Raw genomic sequence first — 21,978 nt, 5'->3', positions numbered from 1 at the left:
CCCCCCAGGTCATCCGTTCGACAGAGGGGACACAGTCATACCGGGCCCGGAGGCCAGCGGTCCCGTTGCAGGACCGCGAAAAAGATAACGGGGGCGGCGACTGCACGATAGGTCGCGGCGTATCGCTCCGGGGCCGCGTACGACGCCCTTTCACGCAGTGGCCGGGGCCCGGCCACGCGGGATTCACCTGGCGCCCGGAGGCCCCGGCCTCACGCGTCGCGGTGCCGGGAGGGGACGCCCCGGCACGGCACCGGCCCCGAAGCCCCCGCACCCGCCACCCCCGGCAGGCCCCGGAGCGCCGCGCCGCCGGCCGCCCCCGGCAAAGAGGCTCAGCCCCGGCTGCCGGCACGGCCCCGCGCCCGTACCCGCGCCTCCGCCAGGCGGGCCAGATGCGTCGCGTACCCCACCGTGTAGAACTCCGCCCGCCCCGCGTCCGGCTCCACCACCGCCGTCGGCCGCGTCCACGACGCCGCGTCCAGCTCCACCCCGAACCGCTCCGCCGCCGCCAGCACCGCGCCCCGCGCCCCGACCTCGCCCTCGGCCACGCGCAGCGGACGCCCCAGTACGTCGGCGAACAGCCGCATCCACGCCGGCGAACGCGTCCCGCCCCCGCACACCGCCAGGTCGCCGGTGAGGCCCGCCGCCTCCAGGCAGTGGCGCGCGGCGTAGGCGATCCCCTCGCAGGTCGCGCGCACCAGGTCGCCCTTCGTGGTCTCCAGGGACACCCCCGTCACCTCGGCCCGCAGCCGCGGCTCCACGAACGGGGCGCGCTCGCCCGACGGCGCGAAGTAGGGCAGGACCCGTACCCCGTTCGCCCCCGCCGGCGCCGCGTCCAGCAGCGCGTCGACCTCCGCGTGCCGTACGCCCGTCGTGTTCAGCACCCAGTCCAGCGCCGCCGTGCCCGCCATCGCCGGCATCGCGCGCAGCCACTGCCCCGGCCGGTCGGTCGAGATGTGCAGCCCGGCCGGCTCGCCGCCCTCCAGGTCGAGGACGTCCGTCACGACCAGCGACGCCAGGCACGTGCCGATGATGAGCAGCCCGTCCCCCGGCCGTGTCACCCCCGCGCCGAGCGCGCACGCGGGCAGGTCGTACGGGCCGTCCGCGATCCGCGTGCCCGGCGGCAGGCCGGGGCCGCGCGTCTCGCCGACCGCGACCGGGTCGGCGACCGGGGCCAGCAGGCCGCGCCGGTGGCCCAGGCCCAGCAGGTCCGGCGTCTCGTCGTCGTACGCCCGCGTCCGCGGGTCCAGGAACGGCATGGACGCGTCGGAGACGTCCGTGGCCCGCACCCCCGTCAGGCGCTGGAAGACCATGTCCTTGCAGTACAGGGCGGTCGCGGCGGCGTCCAGCACCTTCGGCTCGTACCGGTCCAGCCACGCCAGCACCGGCCCCGGGCACCCGGGGAACATCGCACTGCCCGTACGCCGGTAGACGGAGGTGAAGACGCCCGACGCCATCCACGCGTCGAGGAGCGCGTGCGCCCGGCCGTCCATCCAGGAGATCGCCGGCCGCACCGGGCGGCCCCGCGCGTCGACCAGCCACACCCCGTCGCCCTGCCCCGTGAGCCCGGCCAGTTCGACGGGCCCGTCCAGCCCCGCCGTCAGCGTCGCGAGCACCGCCACGACCGCCGCGTACACCTCGTCCATGTCCTGCTCGACGTGTCCGCCGCGGATGTCGAGCGCGACCGGGCGGGACTCGACCGCGACCTCCCGCCCGGAGGCGTCGAAGGCCGCCGCCTTCACCATGGACGTGCCCACGTCGACACCGACGTACAGCATCCCCGACATGCCGACGACCTCCTCAGGTCAGACAGTGCGCGAGCGGGGCCCCTGCGGCGTACCTGGCCACCTCGGCCGCCGCGATCCGCGCCGCCTTCCCGGCCACCTGACGGCTCGCGCCGCCCAGGTGCGGCGTCATCACGACCCCGGGCACGGCACGGAGCCGTGCCCCCGCGGGCAGCGGCTCCTGCTCGTACGTGTCGAGGGCGGCCGCCGCCAGCCGCCCGCTCTCCAGCGCGTCGCACAGCGCCTCCGTGTCGACGAGCGGCCCCCGCGCCACGTTGACCAGCACGGACGAGCGCGGCAGCAGGCCCAGTTCGCGGGCGCCGATCAGGCCGCGCGTCTCGTCGGTCAGGCGCGCGTGCAGGGTGACGACGCGCGAACGGGACAGCAGCGCGTCGAGCGAGGCGACCCGCACGCCGTGCACATCACCGCGTACGTACGGGTCGTACACCTCCACCTCCGCACCGAACGCGCTCAGCACCCACGCGACCCGGCTGCCGACCGCGCCGTAGCCGATCAGCCCGACCCGCGTGTCCTCCAGCTCGAAGCCGCAGCGTTCGTACGTGCAGTACGAGCCGTCCCAGACGCCCTGCCGGGCCAGCGAGTCGTGCGCCTGCGGGAGGCGGCGCATCGCGGCCAGCATCATCGCGACCGTGAACTCGGCGGTGGCGGCCGCGTTGCGGCCCGGCGCGAAGCACACCCGCACCCCGCGCGCCCGCGCCGCCTCCACGTTGACGTTGACCGGGCCGCCGCGGCAGACGGCGACGAGCCGCAGGGCGGGGGAGGCCTCCAGCACCCGCTCCGTGAACGGCGCCATCTGGGTCACACACACCTCGACGTCCCGCAACGCCTCGATCAGCGCGTCCTCGCAGTCGCCGGCCTCGTCGACCTCGGCGACCCTGCCGAAGGGTTCGAGCGGCCAGGGGAGGGTGAGTTCGGTCAGCTCGAAGGGGGACGCGGTGACGGCGGCCTCCAGGGCGTCGCAGATCAGCGAGTTGAGGACGAAGTGGTCACCGGCTGCCAGGATCTTCATCGCAGGGCCTCTCCTGTCTCGGCGTCGAAGACATGCGTGAGCCGCGGGTCCGCGCTCACCCGTACGGTCTCGCCCCGGTCGAGGCGCACCTCGGGACCGGTCTGTACGACGAGGGGCTCGGCCACCCCGTCGAGCGCGAGCGTGGCGATGCCCGCCTCCAGAAGCGGTTCGTGGGCGCCGACCCTCGCCCGCAGGGCCGCCGCGTCCTCGCCCGCGAGCCGCAGATCCTCCGGCCTGATGCCCAGCACCACTTCCCGGCCCGCCGCCAGACGCACGGGAACGGCCAGCCGCACCCCCTCCGAGAGCCGTACGCACCCGTCGGCCCCGGCCACCCCGGGCAGCAGGTTGATCGCGGGCTCGCCGACGAAGTCGGCCACGAAGAGGTTCGCCGGACTGTCGTAGATCTCGTACGGCGTGCCGAGCTGCTGGATGACGCCGTCCTTCATCACGGCGATCCGGTCGGCGAGCGACAGCGCCTCCTCCTGGTCGTGCGTGACCAGGATGGTGGTGTGCCCCAAGTCCTTCTGAATGCGCTTGAGTTCGCGGCGGGTCGTGTCGCGCTGCGCCGCGTCCAGGTGCGAGAGGGGCTCGTCGAGCAGGAGTACGTCCGGCTCGCGGATCAGGGCCCGCGCCAGCGCCACCCGCTGCTTCTGGCCGCTGGAGAGCCCGCCCGGCCGTGCGTCGAGCAGCTCCGTCAGGCCGATCCGCTCGGCCATGCCCCGTACCCGCGCGGCCACTTCCCCGCGGGGCCTGCGGCGCGCCGCGAGCCCGAACCCGAGGTTCTCGGCGACGGTGAGCGGCGGGTAGAGCGCGTAGTTCTCGAAGGCGACCCCGATGTTGCGCCGCTGGGCGGGGACCTTCACCACCGAGCCGCCGCCGACGAGGATGTCCCCGCCGGTCACCGCCTCCAGGCCCGCGATCATCCGCAGTGTGGTGGACTTGCCGCAGCCGGAGGGGCCGAGCAGGCCCAGCAGTTCGCCGGAGCGCAGCTCCAGGCCGATGCCGCGTACGGCCTCCACCGGGGGCCGGCCCCGGGCCGCGTAGGTCTTGCGCAGCCCACGCAGCACCAGTTCAGTCATCGCCCGGTCCTCCCGCCGCCGTCGGGCACACCTCGTACGGGACCTCGTGCTCGGCGACGGCGGCCTTCTCCGCGCGCATCGCCTTGAGCCGGTACGCGACGTTCGACTCGAAGAAACCGGACGGCCGGGCGGTGACCCCGCCCCTGAACTTCCTCACCAGGCCCTGCCGTTCGAGCTCGTCGAGGTCCCGGTGGATGGTCATCAGGCTGACGTCGAAGCGCTCGGCCAGCTCGGCGGCGGTCGCCGAGCCCGCCGCGAGCACCTGCTCGGCGATGGCGGCCTGGCGGGGCGCGGGACCGCGCTGCGGGCCGTCGCTCATCCGGTGATCCTCCGCCCCGGTTCGCCGCCCACGCCGTCCGCCCCGAACAGCAGCAGGCTCTCCGGCCGTACGGTCAGCCTCACCGGAGCGTCGGGCCGCAGCCCGGCGGCGTCCGCGCGCGGCGCGACCAGCGACAGGTGCTGCCCGCCGAGCCGTACGGTGACCTCGGTGGCGCGGCCCAGGACCTCGGTGACGTAGACGGTGCCGGTGAGCTCGACGGGACCGGACCCGAGCGAGAGGTCGCGCGGCCTGACGCCGATCTGCACCGGGGCGCCGGGTGCGGCGGACCGTACCGCGAGCGGGCCCAGCGGAATCTCGAAGAAGCGGTCCGCCGACAGGAAGGTGCCGTGGCCGGTGACGGTCCCCGGCAGCAGGTTGATGCGGGGCCTGCCGAAGGAGCGGGCGACGAAGGTGTCGTACGGCTGGTGCCAGATCTCCTCGCGGGTGCCCGTCTGGACGATCCGGCCCTCCCTGATCACCCCGATGCGGTCGCCGAGCGCCAGCGCCTCCACCGAGTCGTGCGTGACGTACAGGGTGGTGGTGCGCCGGACCGCGCCGATCGCCTTCAGTTCGGCGCGCATCGCCTGGCGGAGCTTGGCGTCGAGGTGGGACAGCGGCTCGTCGAGGAGGAACGCGCGGGCCGGGCGCACCAGGACGCGGCCGAGCGCGACGCGCTGGCGCTGACCGTTGGACAGCCGGCCGACCGGGCGGTCCAGCAGCGCGCCGATGCCGAGCAGGTCGGCTACCGCGCCGATCCGCTCGTGCGCCTCGGCGGCCGGCAGCCTGTGGCGGGGGGAGCGGAGCGGGGAGGCGAGGTTGTCGTACGCGCTGCGGTGCGGGTAGAGGGCGTACGACTCGAAGCACATCGCGACGCCCCGGTCGTACGGCTCGACGCCCGTCATGTCGGCGCCGTCGAGCGAGACCGTGCCCGACTGGGGCTCCTCCAGTCCCGCGACGGTCTTGAGCGTCGTGGTCTTGCCCGCACCGGACGGCCCGAGCAGGCAGAAGAACTCCCCCTCCCCGACGTCGAGGTCGAGGCCGTCGAGCGCGGTGTTCCCGCCGTACGACTTGCGGATGCCGCGCAGCGAGATCGCGGAGCTCATCAGGACTTCACCGCCCCGAAGGAGAGCCCGCGCACCAGGTACCGCTGGATGGTGAGCGCGAGGAGCAGCGGCGGGACCACCGACACCAGCGCCGCCGCGGCCGTCAGGTTGTACTTGGGCCGGTCGCCGCCGAGGAAGGACAGCGCGCCGACCGTCACCGTCTGGGCCTCGGACGACGTCAGGATGAGCGGGAAGACGAAGTTGTTCCAGGCGAAGATGAAGGCGAGCAGCGAGACGGCGGCGATGCCCGGCTTGACGAGCGGCAGCGCGACCTTGAAGAACGCCTGCTTCCTCGTATAGCCGTCGAGCAGGGCGGCTTGCTCCAGCTCCGGCGACAGATCGGAGAAGTACGAGCGCATGATCCAGACGATCAGTGGCAGCGTGACGAGCTGAAGGACCCAGATCATGCCGACGTAACTGTCGAAGAGCCCGAGCTGCTGGTAGAGCACGAACAGCGGGATGATCACGGTGAGTTCGGGTGCGAACCGGAAGGACAGCAGCGTGAACATCAGGTTCTCCGAGCCCCGGAACCGCCACCGGGCGGCGGCGTAGGCGGCGGGCAGCCCGATCACCAGCGACAGCCCGACCGCTCCCAGCGACACCACCAGGCTGTTGACGAAGAACCGCAGGAACGGCACGCCCTCGTCGCTCCCCGCCCCGAGCACCGTCCTGTACGAGTCGAGGGTGGGCGTGAAGGAGAAGTACGTGCTGAACAGCTCGTTCGCCGGCTTCAGCGACAGGACGATCATCCAGGCGACCGGGAAGAGCGCGAAGACGAAGTAGAGGATCAGCGCCCCGTCGGCGGCGACGGCAAGCAGCCTGCGCTTCACTTCGGCACCTCCGCCGCCCGGTTCTGGACCTTTCCCAGGTAGCGCACCAGCACCATCGTGACCAGGTAGACCACCGCCCACAGCACGATCATGTAGCTGATCCCGAACGAGTACCGCTGGAAGCGGATCGCCTCCAGGTACGCCCGGATCTGGAGCACCATGGTCGAGTCGCCGGGCCCGCCCTCGGTCAGGGCGTAGATGATGTCGAAGACCTTCAGCGAGTCCATGAACCGGAAGATCACCGCCACCAGGACGTACGGCCACAGCATCGGCAGCGTCAGCTTCCGGAACGTGAACCACCAGCCGGCCCCGTCCACCGCCGCCGCCTCGAAGGGCGACGCGGGCAGCGACCGCAGCCCCGCCAGCGCCAGGACCGCCACGAACGGCGTGTAGACCCACACGTCCACCGCGATCGACGACAGCAGCGCGCCGGCCGGGGTGTCCGTCCACTGCACCCCGCCCATGCCGAAGGGTTCCAGCAGGTGGTTGATGACGCCGACACTCGGCTGGAGCATCAGCTTCCACATGATCGCGGCGATCACGGGCGCGATCATCAGCGGCAGGATGAGGACCTTCTCCAGTACGCGCCCGACCCGCGTCGAGCGGTGCAGCAGCAGCGCCACCCCCACCCCGAGCACCGTCTCGACGGCCGCCGCCCCCACCGCGTACAGCACCGTCACCCGGGCCGAGTCCCAGAACGACGATTCGGTGAAGATGCGCCGGTAGTTCTCCAGCCCGACCATGTCCGGCTGCGGCTTGCTCGCCGCGAAGTCGAAGACCGTGTAGTACAGCCCGAGCCCGAAGGGGTAGAGGATCCCGCCGGTGAGCAGCAGAGCGGGCGCGATCAGCAGGTACGGCCGCAGCCCGCGCCGCCGGCGCGGAACGACGCGCGCCGGCGGCCCGCCTCCCCCGCGTGAGGCCGCCCCGTGGCCGGTCTTGGTGAGGGACGGGGACACCGGGCCGTCACCCGGCCTTCGAAGCCAGGTCGCCCGCCAGGCCGTTCAGTACCGACGTGGCGTTCCTGCCGCCGTAGATCTCCTGGAGCGCAGCCGCCCAGCTCGTCGTCGCGTCGAAGAACTGCTCCTGCGGCGTGAACTGGATCTTCGTCTGGTCCACGACCGTCTCGAAGGTCTCGATGAAGCCCTCGATCCCCTTCATCTTGTCCTTGTACGCCCCGTCCTGGCTGACGGACCTCCTCACCGGGTCGATGTGGTTGCCCTCGACCGCCGCCTTGCGCAGGTGCTCCTTGCCGGTCGCCCACTGGAGGAACAGCCACGCCGCGTGCTTGTTCCCGCTCCTGGCGTTCATGCCGAGCGACCAGATCCACATGTTCGTGGCGAGCGACCCGTCCGGCCCCTTCGGCCCCGGGTGGAAGGCGATCTTCCCGGAGGCCGGGGAAGCCCCCTCCACCGCCTGGAAGTAGGCCGCCGTATCGGCGTCGAAGAGCATCCCGGCCTTCTTCGCGCCGAGGTCGCTGGAGCACTGGTACCAGGTGTACGACGTCCAGGACGGCGGCCCGCCCTTCTTGACCATCTCCGCCCAGTCCCGGGTGAAGGCGACGGCCTCGGGGCTGTTCATGGCGGGCGTGATCCTCCCGCCGTCGACCGTGAAGTCCTTGAGCCCGTACCGCGAGTACATCGTCATGAAGCCGGGGTGGATCGTCGCCCAGCTCCGCGACCCGCGCACCGCGACGCCGTACATCCCGTCGAATCCGGCCCCCGGCGCCCTGCGCCTGATGGCGCCGGACATCTCGCGCAGCTCGTCGAAGGTCTCGGCGGGCCTGAGTCCCAGCTTCTTGAAGACCTCGGTGTTGTACGCGACGACGTTCGTCTCCCAGCCCCACGGCAGCGCGTACTGCCCGCCCTGCCCGAGCGGCGCACCCGCCTTCAGCGACCACTGGCCGGCCTGGAGCAGATTCGGGAAGAAGTCACCCTGGTCCCACTCGGCGCCGGTGGCCGACGAGTTGCTCATCCACGGCCCGAGGTCCTCCAGCCATCCCGGCGGCCCGTACTGCCAGACCATGTACGCGCCCAGCATGAAGATGTCGTACGAGGCGCGACCGCTGGAAAGGTCCACCGTCAGCTTGTCGAAGTAGTTGTCCTCCGGGAAGACGTCGTACTCGACCTCGATGCCGGTCTTCTCGGTGAAGGACTTCAGGTCGGCGATCAGCGCGTCGGTGTACGGGTGCTTGTTCAGCAGCGCCTTGACCGTCCTGCCCCCGGCCTTCTTCCAGTCGAAGGAGCCGGTGACGTCGTCGGCCGCCGACCCGCCGCCCTTGTGCTCCGCCTTGCCGCCGAAGCCCGTTCCGCAGGCGCTCAGCAGGGGAGTGGCGGAGGCGGCCGCCGTGAGTGCGAGGAACCGCCGCCGGTCAGGTGCGCGCATGTCCATCACGACCTCCGCCAACACGTGCAGTCGATTGGTTAACAGAGCTTGGAACAGCGGTAGTTGGGCGTCAATCCCCCGCGCAACGGAAAAACACGGTGCACGGTGTGAACTTCACAGGCTGCGCCGATATCCGCGGGAGGGCCGTGTGCGGCCCGACGACGGCACGGCACAGCACGGCACGGCTGGGCACCGGCGGACACCCGCCGGGCAGCCGCCGGCGGCGCGGCGCACGCCCTGGCCCGTCCGCGGTGCGGACGCGAAGGACCCCCCGGCCGTGACGGCCGGGGGGTCCGGTGCGCTGCTGATACGTACGGACGTGCGTATCGCTCGTGCGTATCGCTTCGCTCAGTCTTCCTTGCCCGCGACGGCTGCCGCGTCCGCGCCGGCCGCCGACTTGCGGACCTGCTGGAGCGCGTAACCGACGACGGCGAGGAAGAGCGTCAGGCCGCCGCTCCAGTACAGCTGGAGCCGGGTGTCCTCCTCGCGGGCCATCAGGACGAAGACCGCCGCCATGCCCGCGAGCGCGACCCAGGTCAGCGCCGGGTAGAGCCACATCTTCACGACGAGCTTCTCCGGCGCCTCGCGCTCGGTGCGGCGGCGCAGCAGCAGCTGCGAGACGGCGATGAAGATCCAGACGACCAGGATCAGCGCGCCGATCATGTTGAGCAGCCACTGGAAGATGTCGTTGGGCCGCCAGTAGCTGAGCAGCACGCACACGAAGCCGAACACGGAGGACACCAGCACGGCGATGCGCGGCACACCGCCGAAGACCGCGCCGAGGACCTTCGGGCCCTGACGGCGGGAGACCAGCGAGCAGGCCATGCGGGAGGCGCCGTAGATGTTGGCGTTCATCGCCGAGAGCAGGGCGATCAGCACGACGACGTTCATGATCTGACCGGCGGCGGGGATGCCCAGGTGGTCCAGGGTCGCGACGTACGGCCCCTTCGCCACCACCTCCTTGTCGTTCCACGGCACCAGCGTGACGATGACCGCCATCGAGCCGATGTAGAAGACCGCGATGCGCCACATCGCCGTACGCACGGCCTTCGCGACGCCCTGGACGGGGTGCTCGGACTCGGCCGCGGCGATGGTGACCGTCTCCAGGCCGCCGTACGCGAAGACCGAGGCCAGCAGGCCGACGATCAGGCCCTCGGAGCCGTTCGGCATGAACCCGCCGATGCCCGTGAGGTTCCCGGCGCCGGGGGAGGGGGTGTCGGAGCCGGGCAGGAGGCCGAGGATCGCGAGGACGCCGATGCCCAGGAACACGACGATGGCGCCGACCTTGAGCGCGGCGAACCAGAACTCGAACTCGCCGAAGTTCTTCACGGCCGCCAGGTTCGTGCAGCAGAACACCAGCATGAAGAGGGCGACCCAGGCCCACTCGGGCGTGTCCGGGAACCACCCCACCATGATCTTCGCGGCGCCGATGCCTTCGAGGCCGACGGCCACGCAGAGCAGGAACCAGAACGCCCAGCCCGCGGTGAAGCCGGCCCACGGGCCGATCGCCCGCTCCGCGTGCACGGAGAACGAGCCGGAGGCCGGGTTGGCGGCCGACATCTCGCCGAGCATGCGCATCACGAGCATCACCAGAAGCCCGGATATCGCGTACGCGACGATGATCGAGGGGCCGGCGGCGGCGATGCCCGCGCCCGAACCGACGAAGAGTCCCGCGCCGATGACGCCGCCGAGGGCGATCATCGACAGATGGCGTTGCTTGAGTCCGTGCGTGAGCGGCGAGTCGACCTTGTTGTCGACGGAGCCGACATCCTCGACGGGCGTCGGCGCGGGAGACCGGGACATGGGCGGGCCCTGTTCAGTAGCTGAGACGGGGAAACAGACGCCACAGTCTGAGTACGCGCACCGCTCACAGGGAACACGTGACCGCTATACGGACACGACGCTCACACAACGTGAATACTCACACACGCCTTGCACGCCATTCCCTCACCATCGCCACCAGCAGCACCGCACCGGCCGCACCGGCCGACCACAGCAGCTGCGGCCGCGCCGCGTCGTCGGTGAGCATCAGCACCAGTACGCCGCCGAGCCCGGCCAGCGTGATCCAGGTGAGCCAGGGGAAGCCCCACATCCTCAGCGTCAGCAGCTCGGGGGCCTCCCGCTCGATGCGGCGGCGCAGGCGCAGCTGCGAGGCGGCGACGAGCCCCCACACGAACAGCAGCACCGCGCCGACGGCGTTCAGCATGTACAGGAAGACCGTTTCGGGCCACAGGAGATTGAGGAGTACGGAGACGAACCCGAAGGCGACCGACGCCAGCACGGCCCGGCGCGGCACCCCGCCACCGGCTCCGCCCGACACCTTGAGCAGGCCCTTCGGCGCCTCGCCGCGCTCCGCGAGCGAGAACACCATCCGCGAGGACCCGTACAGATTGGCGTTGAGCGCGGACAGCAGCGCCACGAACACCACGATGTTCATGACCTGCCCGGCGGACGGAACGCCGATCGCGTCGAGCACGGTGACGTACGGGCTGAGCCCCGCCTGCTGCGCGCTCCAGGGCAGCACGGTGACGATGACGAGCATCGACCCGACGTAGAAGAAGAGGATCCGCCACACGGCGGCGCGCACCGCGCGGGCGACGTTGCGGGCCGGGTCCTCGGTCTCGGCGGCGGCGATGGTGACGACCTCCAGCCCGCCGAAGGCGAAGACGACCGTCAGCACGCCCGACACGACGCCCTCCCACCCGTTCGGCAGGAACCCGCCCTGCCCGGTGAGATTGCCGAGCCCCACCGGCTCCGTGTCCGGCAGCACCCCGAAGACGGCCAGCAGCCCGAGCCCGAGGAACAGGACGATGGCGCCGACCTTGAGCGCGGCGAACCAGAACTCGAACTCCCCGAAGTTCTTCACGGCGGCGAGGTTGGCGCAGGTGAACACCACCATGAAGATCAGCACCCACGCCCACTGCGCGATGCCCGGCACCCAGCCGTTCGCGATCCGCGCCGCGGCCGTCGCCTCCACCGCCAGCACCACGACCAGCAGGAACCAGTACAGCCACCCCGCGCTGAACCCGGCCCAGCGCCCCAGTGCCCGCTCCGCGTGCACCGAGAACGACCCGGACGCGGGCATCGCGGCGGACATCTCGCCGAGCATCCGCATCACCAGCATCGCGAGCGCGCCCGCGATCAGGTACGAGACGACGATGCCGGGGCCGGCGACCGCGATCCCGGCGCCCGAACCCACGAACAGTCCGGCGCCGATCACCCCGCCGAGGCCGAGCATGGTCAGGTGGCGCTGCTTGAGCCCGTGGGCGAGGGGCTCGGCCTGATCGTCGTGCATGGTGCTCGCAGCTCTAGGAACGTTCGGTGGACCGTTTGGCAAGAACCTACAGTCTCCCCGAGTCCGTCACTTCTCGGCAAAAGGGCCCCCGGCTCCCGGACCTCAGTGACGCGCGTCACGCTCACACAGGATTGCCGCCCGCCCTTTGTCCGAACCCCACCAAGCGATCAACCCCCGCTTTGTCGGCCACTGATGGTGATCGCTCGTTAACCCCTGGGCTACGGTCACGGTGTCCCTTCCTGCCCGCACCCTTCCTCACCCGCGGAGTCCCGATGAGCACTGCTGCCGCCCCCGCCCGTTCCGGAGCGGTCCTCGCCGACCTGCTGCCGTCCGCCACCACCGCCGGCCGGGCCCTCGCCCGCGACGCGGTCCTGGTGCTCGGCGGCGCCGCGCTCACCGGCATCGCGGCCCAGATCGCCGTCCCGGTCCCCGGCTCCCCGGTGCCCGTCACCGGCCAGACCTTCGCGGCGCTGCTCGTCGGCACCGCCGTCGGCGCCCGCCGCGGCTTCCTCTCCCTCGCGCTGTACGCCCTGGTCGGCATGGCCGGGGTGCCGTGGTTCGCGGGCGGCACCTCGGGCGCGGGCGGCGCGTCCTTCGGCTACGTACTCGGCATGCTGCTGGCCGCCACCGTGGTCGGCGCGCTGGCCCGCCGGGGCGGCGACCGCTCCGTGCTGCGCACCGCGGGCACGATGGTCCTGGGCTCGGCGGTCATCTACGCCGTCGGCGTGCCGTACCTGGCCTTCTCGGCCGGCATGTCGCTGAGCGCGGCCGTGGCGGCGGGCCTGGTCCCGTTCCTCCTCGGCGACGCGCTGAAGGCGGCGCTGGCGATGGGCGCGCTGCCGGCGGCGTGGAAGCTGGTGGGCGACCGCGGCTGAGTCCGCCCGTACGTACGACGAAGGGCCCGCGCCCCATGGGAGGCGCGGGCCCTTCCGTCACTCCGTCTACACCTTCTGCCCGCGCTTCACCTTCTCGCGGACGAACGCGATACCGACGACGACGACCGCCACCAGCAGCGACAGCAGCACCTGCTCGCGCGCCGCGTCGTCGAACGCCATGTAGACGATCACGAACATGATCATCGCGGCGGTCGCCCACGTCAGGTACGGGAAGAGCCACATCTTCACGATCAGCTTCTCCGGCGCCTCGCGCAGGATGATGCCGCGCATCCGCAGCTGCGTGAAGCAGATGACCAGCCACACGAACAGCGCCACCGCGCCCGAGGAGTTCAGCAGGAACGCGAACACCGTGTCGGGCCACTTGTAGTTGAAGAAGACGGCGACGAAACCGAAAGCGACCGACGACAGGATCGCGGCCCGCGGCACGCCCTTCCCGCTCGTACGGGCGAACGACTTCGGCGCGTCACCGCGCTGGCCGAGCGAGAACGCCATGCGCGAGGCGGTGTAGAGCCCGGAGTTCAGGCACGACAGCACGGCCGTCAGCACGATGACGTTCATGATCTGACCCGCGTGCGGAATCCCGATCGAGTTGAGGGCGGCGACGTACGACCCGTCCTCCAGGATCGACTTGTCGTTCCACGGCAGCAGCGTGAGCACCACGAAGATGGAGCCGAGGTAGAAGACGCCGATGCGCCAGATCACGCTGTTCGTGGCCTTGGTCACGGCCCGCTGCGGGTCCGACGACTCGCCGGCCGCCAGCGTGACGATCTCGCTGCCCATGAACGAGAAGACGACCATCAGCACACCGGTCAGGATCGCGCCGGGCCCGTGCGGGAAGAACCCGCCGCTGTCCGTCAGATGCGCGAATCCGGTGCCCGGGTTGTCGGACCCCGGCAGCACACCGAACACGGCCAGCAGACCGATCACCACGAAGCCGCCGATCGCGACGACCTTGATCCCGGCGAACCAGAACTCGAACTCGCCGTACGACGAAACCGACACCAGGTTCGTGGCGGTCAGCACGACCATCACGATCAGCGCCCAGCCCCACTGCGGTACGGCCGGTATCCACCCTTCGAGGATCTTCGCGCCGGCCGTCGCCTCGACCGCCAGCACCACGACCCAGAAGAACCAGTACAGCCAGCCGATGGAGAAGCCCGCCCAGCGTCCGAGCGCGCGGTCGGCGTACGCGGAGAACGAACCGGACGTCGGGTTCGCGGCGGCCATCTCGCCGAGCATCCGCATGACGAAGACGACCATCGCGCCGACGAGCGTGTACGACAGCAGAATCGCCGGACCGGCGGCGGCGATACCGCCGCTCGACCCCACGAAGAGGCCGGCGCCGATGACACCGCCGATGGCGATCATGGACAAATGGCGGTTTTTGAGACCGGCCTGGAGACCATCGGAGGCCTGCGGATTCCCTGGTTCTTCAGGGGTTCCGCCTGCCTTCGCAAGGGTCGGCTGCGCGCTCATGCACAATCCTTAGCTTCTCGGGGTACGAGCCCCCGCATTCAAACCGGAACTCACGCGGGACGGAAGACCCGATTCCGGATCGTTGTACGAAATCCGAAGCACGACGCCCGTCCTCACCCCGGCGACAGTTACCCGGCGGCGCCCGTGCCACACTCGTCCCATGCGCGTGTACCTCGGTTCCGACCATGCCGGATACGAACTCAAGAACCATCTCGTCGAGTGGCTGAAGGCCCACGGGCACGAGCCCGTCGACTGCGGCCCCCACATCTACGACGCCCTGGACGACTACCCGCCGTTCTGCCTGCGCGCCGCGGAGAAGACCGCCGCGGACCCGGAGAGCCTGGGCATCGTGATCGGTGGCTCCGGCAACGGCGAGCAGATCGCCGCGAACAAGGTCAGGGGCGTACGGGCCGCGCTGGCCTGGAGCGAGCAGACGGCGGCGCTCGGCCGTGAGCACAACGACGCCAACGTGCTCTCGATCGGCGGCCGGATGCACACCGAGCAGGAGGCCACGAAGTTCGTGGAGATCTTCCTCTCCACCCCCTACTCCGGCGAAGAGCGCCACCAGCGCCGCATCGACATGCTGGCGGCGTACGAGCGGACCGGCGACCTTCCCCCGGTCCCGGCCCACCACCCCCAGCAGCCGTAACCCCGCTCCCGTCCCGCACCGTCGCCCAGGCCGCGGTGCGGGACGGGCCGCCGTTCGCCGCCCGGGGAGACGCCGCGGCGCGGCACCGTCCCCGACGCTCCGCAGGAGACGCAGACCCATGCCCGAGGGGCACACCATCCACCGCCTCGCGGACGACCACCGCGCCCGCTTCGCGGGCTCCCCGGTGCGCGTCACCAGCCCCCAGGGCAAGTTCGCGGACAGCGCCGCCCTCCTGGACGGCACCCGCATGGAAGCCGCCGAAGCCCACGGCAAGCACCTCTTCCTCGGCTTCGAGGACACCGGCTGGATCCACATCCACCTCGGCCTCTTCGGCAAGCTCGGCTTCGGCGCGGCGCCCGCCCCGCCCCCGGCCGGCACGGTGCGCCTGCGCCTGGTCAACGCCGGCCACTACGCCGACCTCCGCGGTCCCACCGCCTGCGCCCTGATCACCGACGGCGAGAAGCAGGCGATACACGACCGCCTCGGCCCCGACCCCCTCCGCGACGACGCCCCCGACCGGGCCTGGCAGCGCGTCTCCCGCAGCCGCACCACCGTCGCCGCCCTCCTCATGGACCAGAAGGTCGTCGCCGGCGTGGGCAACGTCTACCGCGCCGAGGTCCTCTTCCGGCACGGCATCGACCCCTACCGCGCGGGCAAGGACCTGACCCGCCGCGAGTGGGACGCGATCTGGGCGGACCTGGTCGTCCTCATGCGCGAGGGCGTACGCCACAACCGCATCGACACCGTCCGTCCCGAGCACATGCCCGAAGCGATGGGCCGGCCGCCCCGCGTCGACGACCACGGCGGCGAGGTCTACGTCTACCGCAGGGCGAACCTGCCCTGCCACATCTGCGGCGGCCAGATCCGCACCGCCGCTCTGGCCGCCCGCAACCTCTTCTGGTGCCCGGCCTGCCAGGCCCGCTGACCCGCACCGCACCGGACGCCCCGCCCGGCGCGGCACCGGCCCCGAAGCCCCCCCCGCGACAGCACCGCCCGAGGCCGGCCCCCTCAGAGCCTCAGAACCCGTGCGGAAGCCAGGGCGCGACCCCCGCCCCGAACGCCACCGACGCCTCCGCCAGCGCCCCCGGCCGCAGCTCCCGCACCCGCCCCGCCGCCGCCAGCGCGGCCAGGCCGACGCCACCGAGGTACGCCTCACCCAACTCCCGTACGGACAGCGCCAGATCCGCCGCCTCGTCCGTCCGCTTGCACGACGCACCCCCCTTGGCGTCGCCGGTCAGCCGCCAACGCCCCTCGTTCCAGGGGCAGAAGGAGTCCGTCACCTCCAGTACCACATCCACCGGCGCCTGGTACGCACGCGCCTCCAGCGCCGCTCCCACCTCCACCAGCCGCACGTGCAGCGAATCCCGCAGCCGTACGTCGCACCGCCGGATGTCCGAGACAAGGTGCTGCCAGGCATCGTCCACGGGCCGGTTCCGCGCCCGGATCCTCGACGTCAGGTCGATGTCGAACAGAAAGCGCCACAGCGCCGCGTACGCCGCCGGGTCGAGCGCCTCCAGATCCCGCAGCAGGACCACGCCGTTGGGGCCCGCCGTGTCCCACTCCGGCTTGACCTGGAACCGGGCGTACCCGACGACGTCCCCCGCACCCCCCGTCTCCCCGTTTCCCCCGCCCCGCTCGGCCAGTACGCACCGCAGCGGCGACGCGCCCCTGCGCTCGCTCTCCGCGTCGAGCAGCGGCAGCCGCTCCCAGTGCGGCCGGCGCGCGAGCATCCCGGGCCGGCCCGTCACGTTCCGCGCGTACACCGCCTCGCACACGTCCCGCGCACCGGCCGGTTCCGCGGACCTCAGCCGTACGTCGTCCGTCCCCGCCGGCACCGCCAGCCGCACCCGTGACGTGTCGATCTCCGCCGACAGCTGCTGCGTCGCGGCGCCGTACCCGAAGCGGCCGTAGATCGCGGGCTCCGAAGCGGTCAGCAGCGCGACCGGTTCCCCCCATGCCCGTACGTCGTCGAGCTGGCGCCGCATCATCGCGGTCAGGATCCCGCGCCGCCGGTGCGTCGTCGCCACGCTCACGACGCTCACGCCGGCGGCCGGCACCAGGGCGCCGCCCGGCACGGACAGACGGAAGGTGTACGCGCCCGCCGTGCCGACACACTGATCCCCGTCCCAGACACCCACGCAGCGGGCAGGTTCGGTCAGCGCGCGGTCGAGTTCCCGGGCCTCCGCCTCCTGCGCCACACCCCCGAAGGCGAGTTCGAAGGCCGCGTACCAGTCGTCCCACTCGGATGCCCGTAACACACGTAAGTCGGTGGTCATATGCCATCCCTACCAGGCCCCTGGCACAAGGGCGACCCGATTTCGAACACAATGTCATAGGGGTCCCCCTGCGGAGCACCGGCCGGGGTGGATAGGGTCCAGCGCAATGGCAGGTGGAGTGGGAACCGAATCGTTCTCGGCCCGGACGCGCAAGTCTGCGCACCGGGCCCGTATCGCGCTGCGCAAATCCGGCGTCGACTACTTCCGGGGCGACGGCTCGGACTGGATCGCCCTGGCCGGTCTCCTCCTGACGGTCCCGGCGATCGCCGTCGGCACGATCGCGTCACCGGTCTGGTGCGCGCCGTCCCTCCTGGTGCTCCCGATCGTGGCCGGCGGCCTCCTGCTGCGCCCGGCCAGCCTGCTCGGCCTGTACGCCGCCGCGGCCACCGCGCTGATCGTCGAGTCGATCGTCCTCGGCCCCTACACACAAGGCGCGGCCCGCGTCACCCCCGGCACCGTCCTCACCGTCGCGGCCTGCGGCTTCTTCGGCCTGATCATCGCCCAGTTCAGGGCCAGGGTCGGCGTCCCCTGGCGGCGCGGCGGCACGATGCTCTTCGACCTCCGCGAACGCATCCGCGTCCAGAGCGCGCTGCCCCGCCTGCCGAAGAACTGGCACAGCGAGATGGCGCTGCGCCCCGCCGGCGGCCAGTCCTTCTCGGGCGACTTCGTGGTCGCGGCCCGCACGAACGGCGGCCGCACCCTGGAAGTCGTCCTCACCGACGTGTCCGGCAAGGGCATGGACGCGGCATCGCGCGCCCTGCTCCTGTCCGGCGCCTTCGGCGGCCTCCTCGGGTCGCTCCCGCCGCACGGCTTCCTCCCCGCCGCCAACGGCTACCTCCTGCGCCAGGACTGGGACGAGGGCTTCGCGACCTCCATCCACCTGGTCCTGGACCTGGACTCCGGCGACTACGAACTCCTGTCGGCGGGCCACCTCCCCGCACTCCAGCTCCACGCGGGCAGCGGCCGCTGGGAGGAGAAGTCCGGCGAGGGACCGCTGCTCGGCGTGTACGACGGCGCGCAGTTCGACCCGTGCAAGGGCTCACTGGCACCCGGCGACGTACTGATGCTGTTCACGGACGGCCTGGTGGAAGCCTCCGGCCGGGACATCGCCGAAGGCATCGACCGCCTGACCGGCGAGGCCGACCGCTACGTGACGCCGGGCTTCCAGGGCGCCGCGTGGCACCTGATCGAAGCGGTGGCCAAGGACGTCAACGACGACCGCGCCCTCCTCCTGATCTGCCACGGCGCGTAACGAGGCGGCCGGCCGCACCGCGTCAGCCCACCAGCTCCCGCCCGCGCCCGGCCCCGGCCTCAGAACCGGGTCCGCTCCCGCGCCCGCCGCCCGGCAGCACCTTCGCCAGCCAGTGCGACCGGCCCGCCGCCAGCGGGCCCAGCACCGCGAGCAGCAGCACGTACCCCGCGATGAACGGCGAAAGCCGCTCGTCCAGGCCCGCGCCCGCCGCCATCGTGGCGAGGATGAGCGCGAACTCGCCCCGCGCCAGCAGCGTGGTCGAGATGTTCGCCGCAGGGCCCGCCCCGAAACCGTGGATACGGGCAGCCGCCAGACCCGCCACGACATTCATGACCAGCGTCACCGCGACGGCGGCCAGTACCGGCCAGAGCACCACCGGCAGGTCGCCCGGATCGATCGACAGCCCGAAGGCGAAGAAGAAGATCGCGCCGAACGCGTCCCGCAGCGGGTGGACCAGCTTCATGATCCGCTCGCCCGAACTCGTACTGCCCAGCATCAGACCGACCATGAACGCGCCGATCGCGTCCGCGACCCCGAACCACTCCGAGACCCCGGCGACGAAGACCGCGGCCCCCAGGAAGGAGATGACGAGCAGTTCGTTGTCCTTCGTCCCGATCAGCCACCCGACCGCCTTCGTGCCGAACCGCGCCGCGAGCGCCAGCAGCAACAGGAAGCCGAACGCCTTCCCCGCGTCCACGGCCGCCGCCGCGAGACTGTCCGCGCCGGACAGGATCGGCTGCAGGGCCGCGAGGTAGAGGGCCAGGAAGATGTCCTCGACGACGATGATCCCGAGGATCGGCTTGGTCTCGCCGTTGCCGATACGGCCCAGGTCGACCAGGACCTTCGTCACGATCGCCGACGAGGAGATGCCCAGGACGCCGGCCAGTACGAGCGCCTCGGACGCCCCCCAGCCGAGCGCGAACCCGAAACCGAGCCCCGCGCCGACGTTCAGCACGAGGTACGTCGCGCCCGCGAGGGCCATCTTCCGGCCGCCCGCCTTCAGATCGTCCAGATGGAATTCGAGGCCGAGGTAGAAGAGCAGCAGGACGAGCCCCAGCGCGGAGAGCATCTCCAGCTCGTGGGGGTCTTCGACGAGTACGAAGCCGGGGGTGTGGGGGCCGAGCAGGATCCCGGCCAGGATGAACAGAGGGATGGTCGGGAGACCGATGCGGCCGCCCAGGCGGGCGAGCACGGCGGCGGCGAGAAAGGCGCCGCCCATGGCTATGAGGGTGTCTGCGTGTCCGATGGGCCCGTTCCTCCTGTGAGTCAAGGAATAGTCAAGGTCGCGTCAGTAATTAGTTTACCGAACATTTGACACTGCAATCCTCAAGCCGCCACCTGATCCGGAACATCCGGAGCCGGGCCCGGGAGGCGGGCCCGCACACGGCGCGGACCCCGGTCCTCTCGTCACGTTCGACGAGAGGACCGGGGTCCGTTTCACGCTCGCGCAGGAAGAGGCGCGACGCCCTTCCGGGGCCGCAGCCCGAGCCGGAGCCCGGGTCTGCCCGGAGGTCCGGTCCTTCTAGGAGGCCTTGCCCACGGGGCGGCGCTCCCGCTGCCGGGCGTCCTCGGCCGGGTCGCGGAGGAAAGCCCAGTTCATCTCGGGCTCCATGGACCAGCGGAACAGCCGCCGCACGGGCGGAGTGCACATCAGGGTGACCGCGACGGCGATCGCGACGGTCAGGAAGACCTCGCCGAGCGGGCTGGAGAGCCAGGGGTACGAGTCGAACAGCCCCGCGTAGTTGGCGCCCTTCACCAGGAAGCCGTGCAGCAGGTATCCGCCCAGGGTGCCGGCGCCCAGCACGGTGAACCACATCGTGCGGCCCGGGACCCAGGACAGGAAGCAGGCCGTCAGGAGCAGCGAGCAGCCGAAGAGCGCGAAGGTCATGACGATCCCGGTCCACCACGGAGCGCCCCTGTCCTGAGCGGCACTGCTGTGGTAGAACCACCCGAGCTCGAGACGGGGGGCGGCCCAGTACGCGAAGGCCAGCGTGGACAGGACGACGGGAACGGCCAGCAGCCTGGCCTCGCGGCGCCGCACCATCATGAAGTGCTCGGGCTTCAGCAGCAGGCCGAGTACGAAGAACGGCAGGAACTGCAGGACGCGCTGGAGGTTGAGGTCGTCTCCGATGCCGGGGGTCACGGAGGCGAGGACGGCGATGGTGAGCGCGACCGGCAGGGGGTGGCGGAGCGAGCGCCAGATCGGGGTGGTCAGCCGCCAGACGAACAGCGCGATCAGGAACCAGGTCAGGTACCAGGGGTCGAGCAGACTGATGGAGTGGCCGGGGTCGTCCGCCCACCGTTTGAAGAGGCTGTAAACGGTCTCGAAGATCAGATACGGCACGGCGACGCCCGTGATCAGGCGCTGGACCTTCTTGGGTCTCAGGTCGAAGCCGCGCGAGAAGTAGCCGGAGATGATGATGAAGGCCGGCATGTGGAAGCTGTAGACGACCATGTAGAGCGCGCGGGTGGCGCGGCTGCCGTCCATCACCGGCTCCCACATGTGTGCCACCGCCACGAGCACGATCGCCAGGTACTTGGCGTTGTCGAAGAACGCGTCGCGCTGCTTCGGAGCGGGGGCGGGGGTGGGCGCGGCGGTGGGGACCGGGACCGGGACGGGGGTGGCGGGCGCGAGGGTCCGTGCGAGCGGTGTTTCGGGCTCCTGCTCCCGGGCCGGGGGGAGCGGGGCCCTCTGATATCCGTGCGGAGCGTGAAACATCTGAGGCACCCTAGCGTCGCCGGATGGATTCCGTAAAACCTCGTTCCCGGCCCTTTGTTATTCATGTGAGTGGCCTGTGAGCGGAGAAGTCGACATAGCGATGGGCCCTTATGGTGTGGCTCACATTTTCGCCCCCGTATGGGGTAACTCATCCCGACTAAATGGTGCATACCGCCAGTAGGTGACTCTGGCGATATGTCCCGCCCGCTACCTCTTTGTCGACCGGCATGATGTGACCGTCCGTGCAATTCGAATTTCCCGCGAATGTGATGTGTGGGTAGCGAAACGATCAGGGTTATCAATCCGCGGACGGGGCATCAGAGTGAGTGGCGCGCATGTGCGGCGCCCGCGCCCCGGCGTGTACGCCGGACCCCCTCGCGGCGCCGACCGGCCACCAACGTTCCGTCACCCGGCAGCCGCCACTGGTGAGTTGGTGGCACGATGGTCCCTGCGGGAGTGCGCCGGGCCGTGCGCTCCCGGGCCGGCAAGGCGGACCGACCGAGGGTGTGATCAGTTGTGGCCATTTCACTGTCTGTGGTGCTTCTGTTGGCGATCGTCCTGGTGGTGTTGATCCGCGGGGGCTCGATCAAGGCGGGACCGGCGGTGGTGGCCGTTCTCTTCGGCTTCTTCCTCGCGTCCACCGGCATGGCGCCGTCGATCAACCGCTTCATGAACTCGATAGCGGAAACCATCAACCAGATCAGCTTCTGAGTGGCGCGGGCGGCCGGCGCCGCCGGGCGGCCCGGCCGGACGTCGAGGCTCCGGAAACACCTCCGGCCCGGCTCGGTGATGTCATCTGATCCTGGACGCGGTGGACGCCAAGGCGGTCGCCAACGGCGTGAAGAAGGCCAAGGACGAGGGCATCCCGGTCGTCGCCTTCGACCGCCTCGC

Annotated in this window: 18 protein-coding genes and 1 pseudogene; 5 read left to right on the top strand and 14 right to left on the bottom strand. The window is 71.2% G+C overall.

The genetic code is table 11. The features are described 5' to 3' along the window. Nucleotides 1-329: 329 nt before the first annotated feature. The 10 genes and pseudogenes from ACWD0Y_RS31555 to ACWD0Y_RS31510 all read right to left on the bottom strand — a co-directional run bounded on the left by ACWD0Y_RS31555 (nt 330) and on the right by ACWD0Y_RS31510 (nt 11,819). Nucleotides 330-1,772, bottom strand: a complete 1,443-nt coding sequence (locus ACWD0Y_RS31555) for an FGGY family carbohydrate kinase (RefSeq protein ID WP_450263716.1) — start codon at nt 1,770-1,772, stop codon at nt 330-332. 25 nt (nt 1,773-1,797) lie between these two features. After that, complete coding sequence (locus ACWD0Y_RS31550) at nt 1,798-2,811, bottom strand: 2-hydroxyacid dehydrogenase (RefSeq protein ID WP_450263715.1); 1,014 nt, start codon at nt 2,809-2,811, stop codon at nt 1,798-1,800. Next, nucleotides 2,808-3,890, bottom strand: coding sequence for an ABC transporter ATP-binding protein (locus ACWD0Y_RS31545; RefSeq protein WP_450263714.1), 1,083 nt, complete (start codon nt 3,888-3,890; stop codon nt 2,808-2,810). The genes ACWD0Y_RS31550 and ACWD0Y_RS31545 overlap by 4 nt, the downstream gene beginning before the upstream one ends. A gap of 46 nt (nt 3,891-3,936) precedes the next feature. Continuing rightward, nucleotides 3,937-4,209, bottom strand: a pseudogene (locus tag ACWD0Y_RS31540) (DeoR family transcriptional regulator); the annotation flags it as partial. Further along, nucleotides 4,206-5,312, bottom strand: a complete 1,107-nt coding sequence (locus tag ACWD0Y_RS31535; RefSeq protein ID WP_450263713.1) for an ABC transporter ATP-binding protein — start codon at nt 5,310-5,312, stop codon at nt 4,206-4,208. The gene ACWD0Y_RS31535 and the pseudogene ACWD0Y_RS31540, both read right to left, overlap by 4 nt. Next, on the bottom strand, nt 5,312-6,142 hold the full coding sequence (locus ACWD0Y_RS31530) for a carbohydrate ABC transporter permease (protein ID WP_450263712.1): 831 nt from the start codon (nt 6,140-6,142) through the stop codon (nt 5,312-5,314). Before ACWD0Y_RS31530 ends, ACWD0Y_RS31535 begins: the two co-directional genes overlap by 1 nt. Beyond that, nucleotides 6,139-7,098, bottom strand: coding sequence for a carbohydrate ABC transporter permease (locus ACWD0Y_RS31525; protein WP_450263711.1), 960 nt, complete (start codon nt 7,096-7,098; stop codon nt 6,139-6,141). Before ACWD0Y_RS31525 ends, ACWD0Y_RS31530 begins: the two co-directional genes overlap by 4 nt. Before the next feature lie 7 nt (nt 7,099-7,105). Next, entirely contained in the window at nt 7,106-8,524 is a 1,419-nt protein-coding gene (locus tag ACWD0Y_RS31520; protein WP_450263710.1) for an ABC transporter substrate-binding protein, read from the bottom strand. A gap of 348 nt (nt 8,525-8,872) precedes the next feature. Then, entirely contained in the window at nt 8,873-10,327 is a 1,455-nt protein-coding gene (locus ACWD0Y_RS31515) for an amino acid permease (RefSeq protein ID WP_450263709.1), read from the bottom strand. 118 nt (nt 10,328-10,445) lie between these two features. Next, nucleotides 10,446-11,819, bottom strand: coding sequence for an amino acid permease (locus ACWD0Y_RS31510; RefSeq protein WP_450263708.1), 1,374 nt, complete (start codon nt 11,817-11,819; stop codon nt 10,446-10,448). A gap of 272 nt (nt 11,820-12,091) precedes the next feature. On the opposite strand from ACWD0Y_RS31510, the gene ACWD0Y_RS31505 reads away from it, so the two are divergent. Then, the gene (locus ACWD0Y_RS31505) at nt 12,092-12,694 is read left to right on the top strand and encodes a biotin transporter BioY (RefSeq protein ID WP_450263707.1); all 603 of its coding nucleotides are present in this window, start codon (nt 12,092-12,094) and stop codon (nt 12,692-12,694) included. 66 nt (nt 12,695-12,760) lie between these two features. Here the strand turns inward: ACWD0Y_RS31505 and ACWD0Y_RS31500 are convergent, their stop codons facing one another. Beyond that, on the bottom strand, nt 12,761-14,191 hold the full coding sequence (locus ACWD0Y_RS31500; RefSeq protein ID WP_450263706.1) for an amino acid permease: 1,431 nt from the start codon (nt 14,189-14,191) through the stop codon (nt 12,761-12,763). Between the two features lie 160 nt (nt 14,192-14,351). Between ACWD0Y_RS31500 and ACWD0Y_RS31495 the strand changes: the two genes are divergently transcribed. After that, nucleotides 14,352-14,840, top strand: coding sequence for a ribose-5-phosphate isomerase (locus tag ACWD0Y_RS31495; protein ID WP_450263705.1), 489 nt, complete (start codon nt 14,352-14,354; stop codon nt 14,838-14,840). 118 nt (nt 14,841-14,958) lie between these two features. Continuing rightward, the gene (locus ACWD0Y_RS31490; protein ID WP_450263704.1) at nt 14,959-15,765 is read left to right on the top strand and encodes an Fpg/Nei family DNA glycosylase; all 807 of its coding nucleotides are present in this window, start codon (nt 14,959-14,961) and stop codon (nt 15,763-15,765) included. 91 nt (nt 15,766-15,856) lie between these two features. On the opposite strand, the gene ACWD0Y_RS31485 is transcribed toward ACWD0Y_RS31490, so the two are convergent. Next, nucleotides 15,857-17,116: a GNAT family N-acetyltransferase gene (locus ACWD0Y_RS31485; RefSeq protein ID WP_450263703.1), complete on the bottom strand. Its 1,260-nt coding sequence runs from the start codon at nt 17,114-17,116 to the stop codon at nt 15,857-15,859. Between the two features lie 106 nt (nt 17,117-17,222). Between ACWD0Y_RS31485 and ACWD0Y_RS31480 the strand changes: the two genes are divergently transcribed. Next, entirely contained in the window at nt 17,223-18,368 is a 1,146-nt protein-coding gene (locus tag ACWD0Y_RS31480; RefSeq protein ID WP_450263702.1) for a PP2C family protein-serine/threonine phosphatase, read from the top strand. 22 nt (nt 18,369-18,390) lie between these two features. Here the strand turns inward: ACWD0Y_RS31480 and ACWD0Y_RS31475 are convergent, their stop codons facing one another. Further along, nucleotides 18,391-19,587 carry a cation:proton antiporter gene (locus ACWD0Y_RS31475; RefSeq protein ID WP_450263701.1) on the bottom strand — a complete coding sequence of 399 codons (1,197 nt, stop codon included), beginning with the start codon at nt 19,585-19,587 and terminating at the stop codon, nt 18,391-18,393. 303 nt (nt 19,588-19,890) lie between these two features. Further along, a complete protein-coding gene (locus ACWD0Y_RS31470; RefSeq protein WP_450263700.1) occupies nt 19,891-21,087 on the bottom strand; it encodes an acyltransferase family protein in 1,197 nt (398 codons plus the stop codon). A gap of 516 nt (nt 21,088-21,603) precedes the next feature. Between ACWD0Y_RS31470 and ACWD0Y_RS31465 the strand changes: the two genes are divergently transcribed. Beyond that, nucleotides 21,604-21,798, top strand: coding sequence for a hypothetical protein (locus tag ACWD0Y_RS31465; RefSeq protein WP_093800855.1), 195 nt, complete (start codon nt 21,604-21,606; stop codon nt 21,796-21,798). The last annotated feature ends 180 nt before the right edge of the window (nt 21,799-21,978 follow it).

The sequence above is a fragment of the Streptomyces altiplanensis genome (assembly GCF_053591575.1).
Note: the sequence above shows the minus strand (reverse complement) of the source record. Positions and strands in the feature narration are given on the sequence as shown.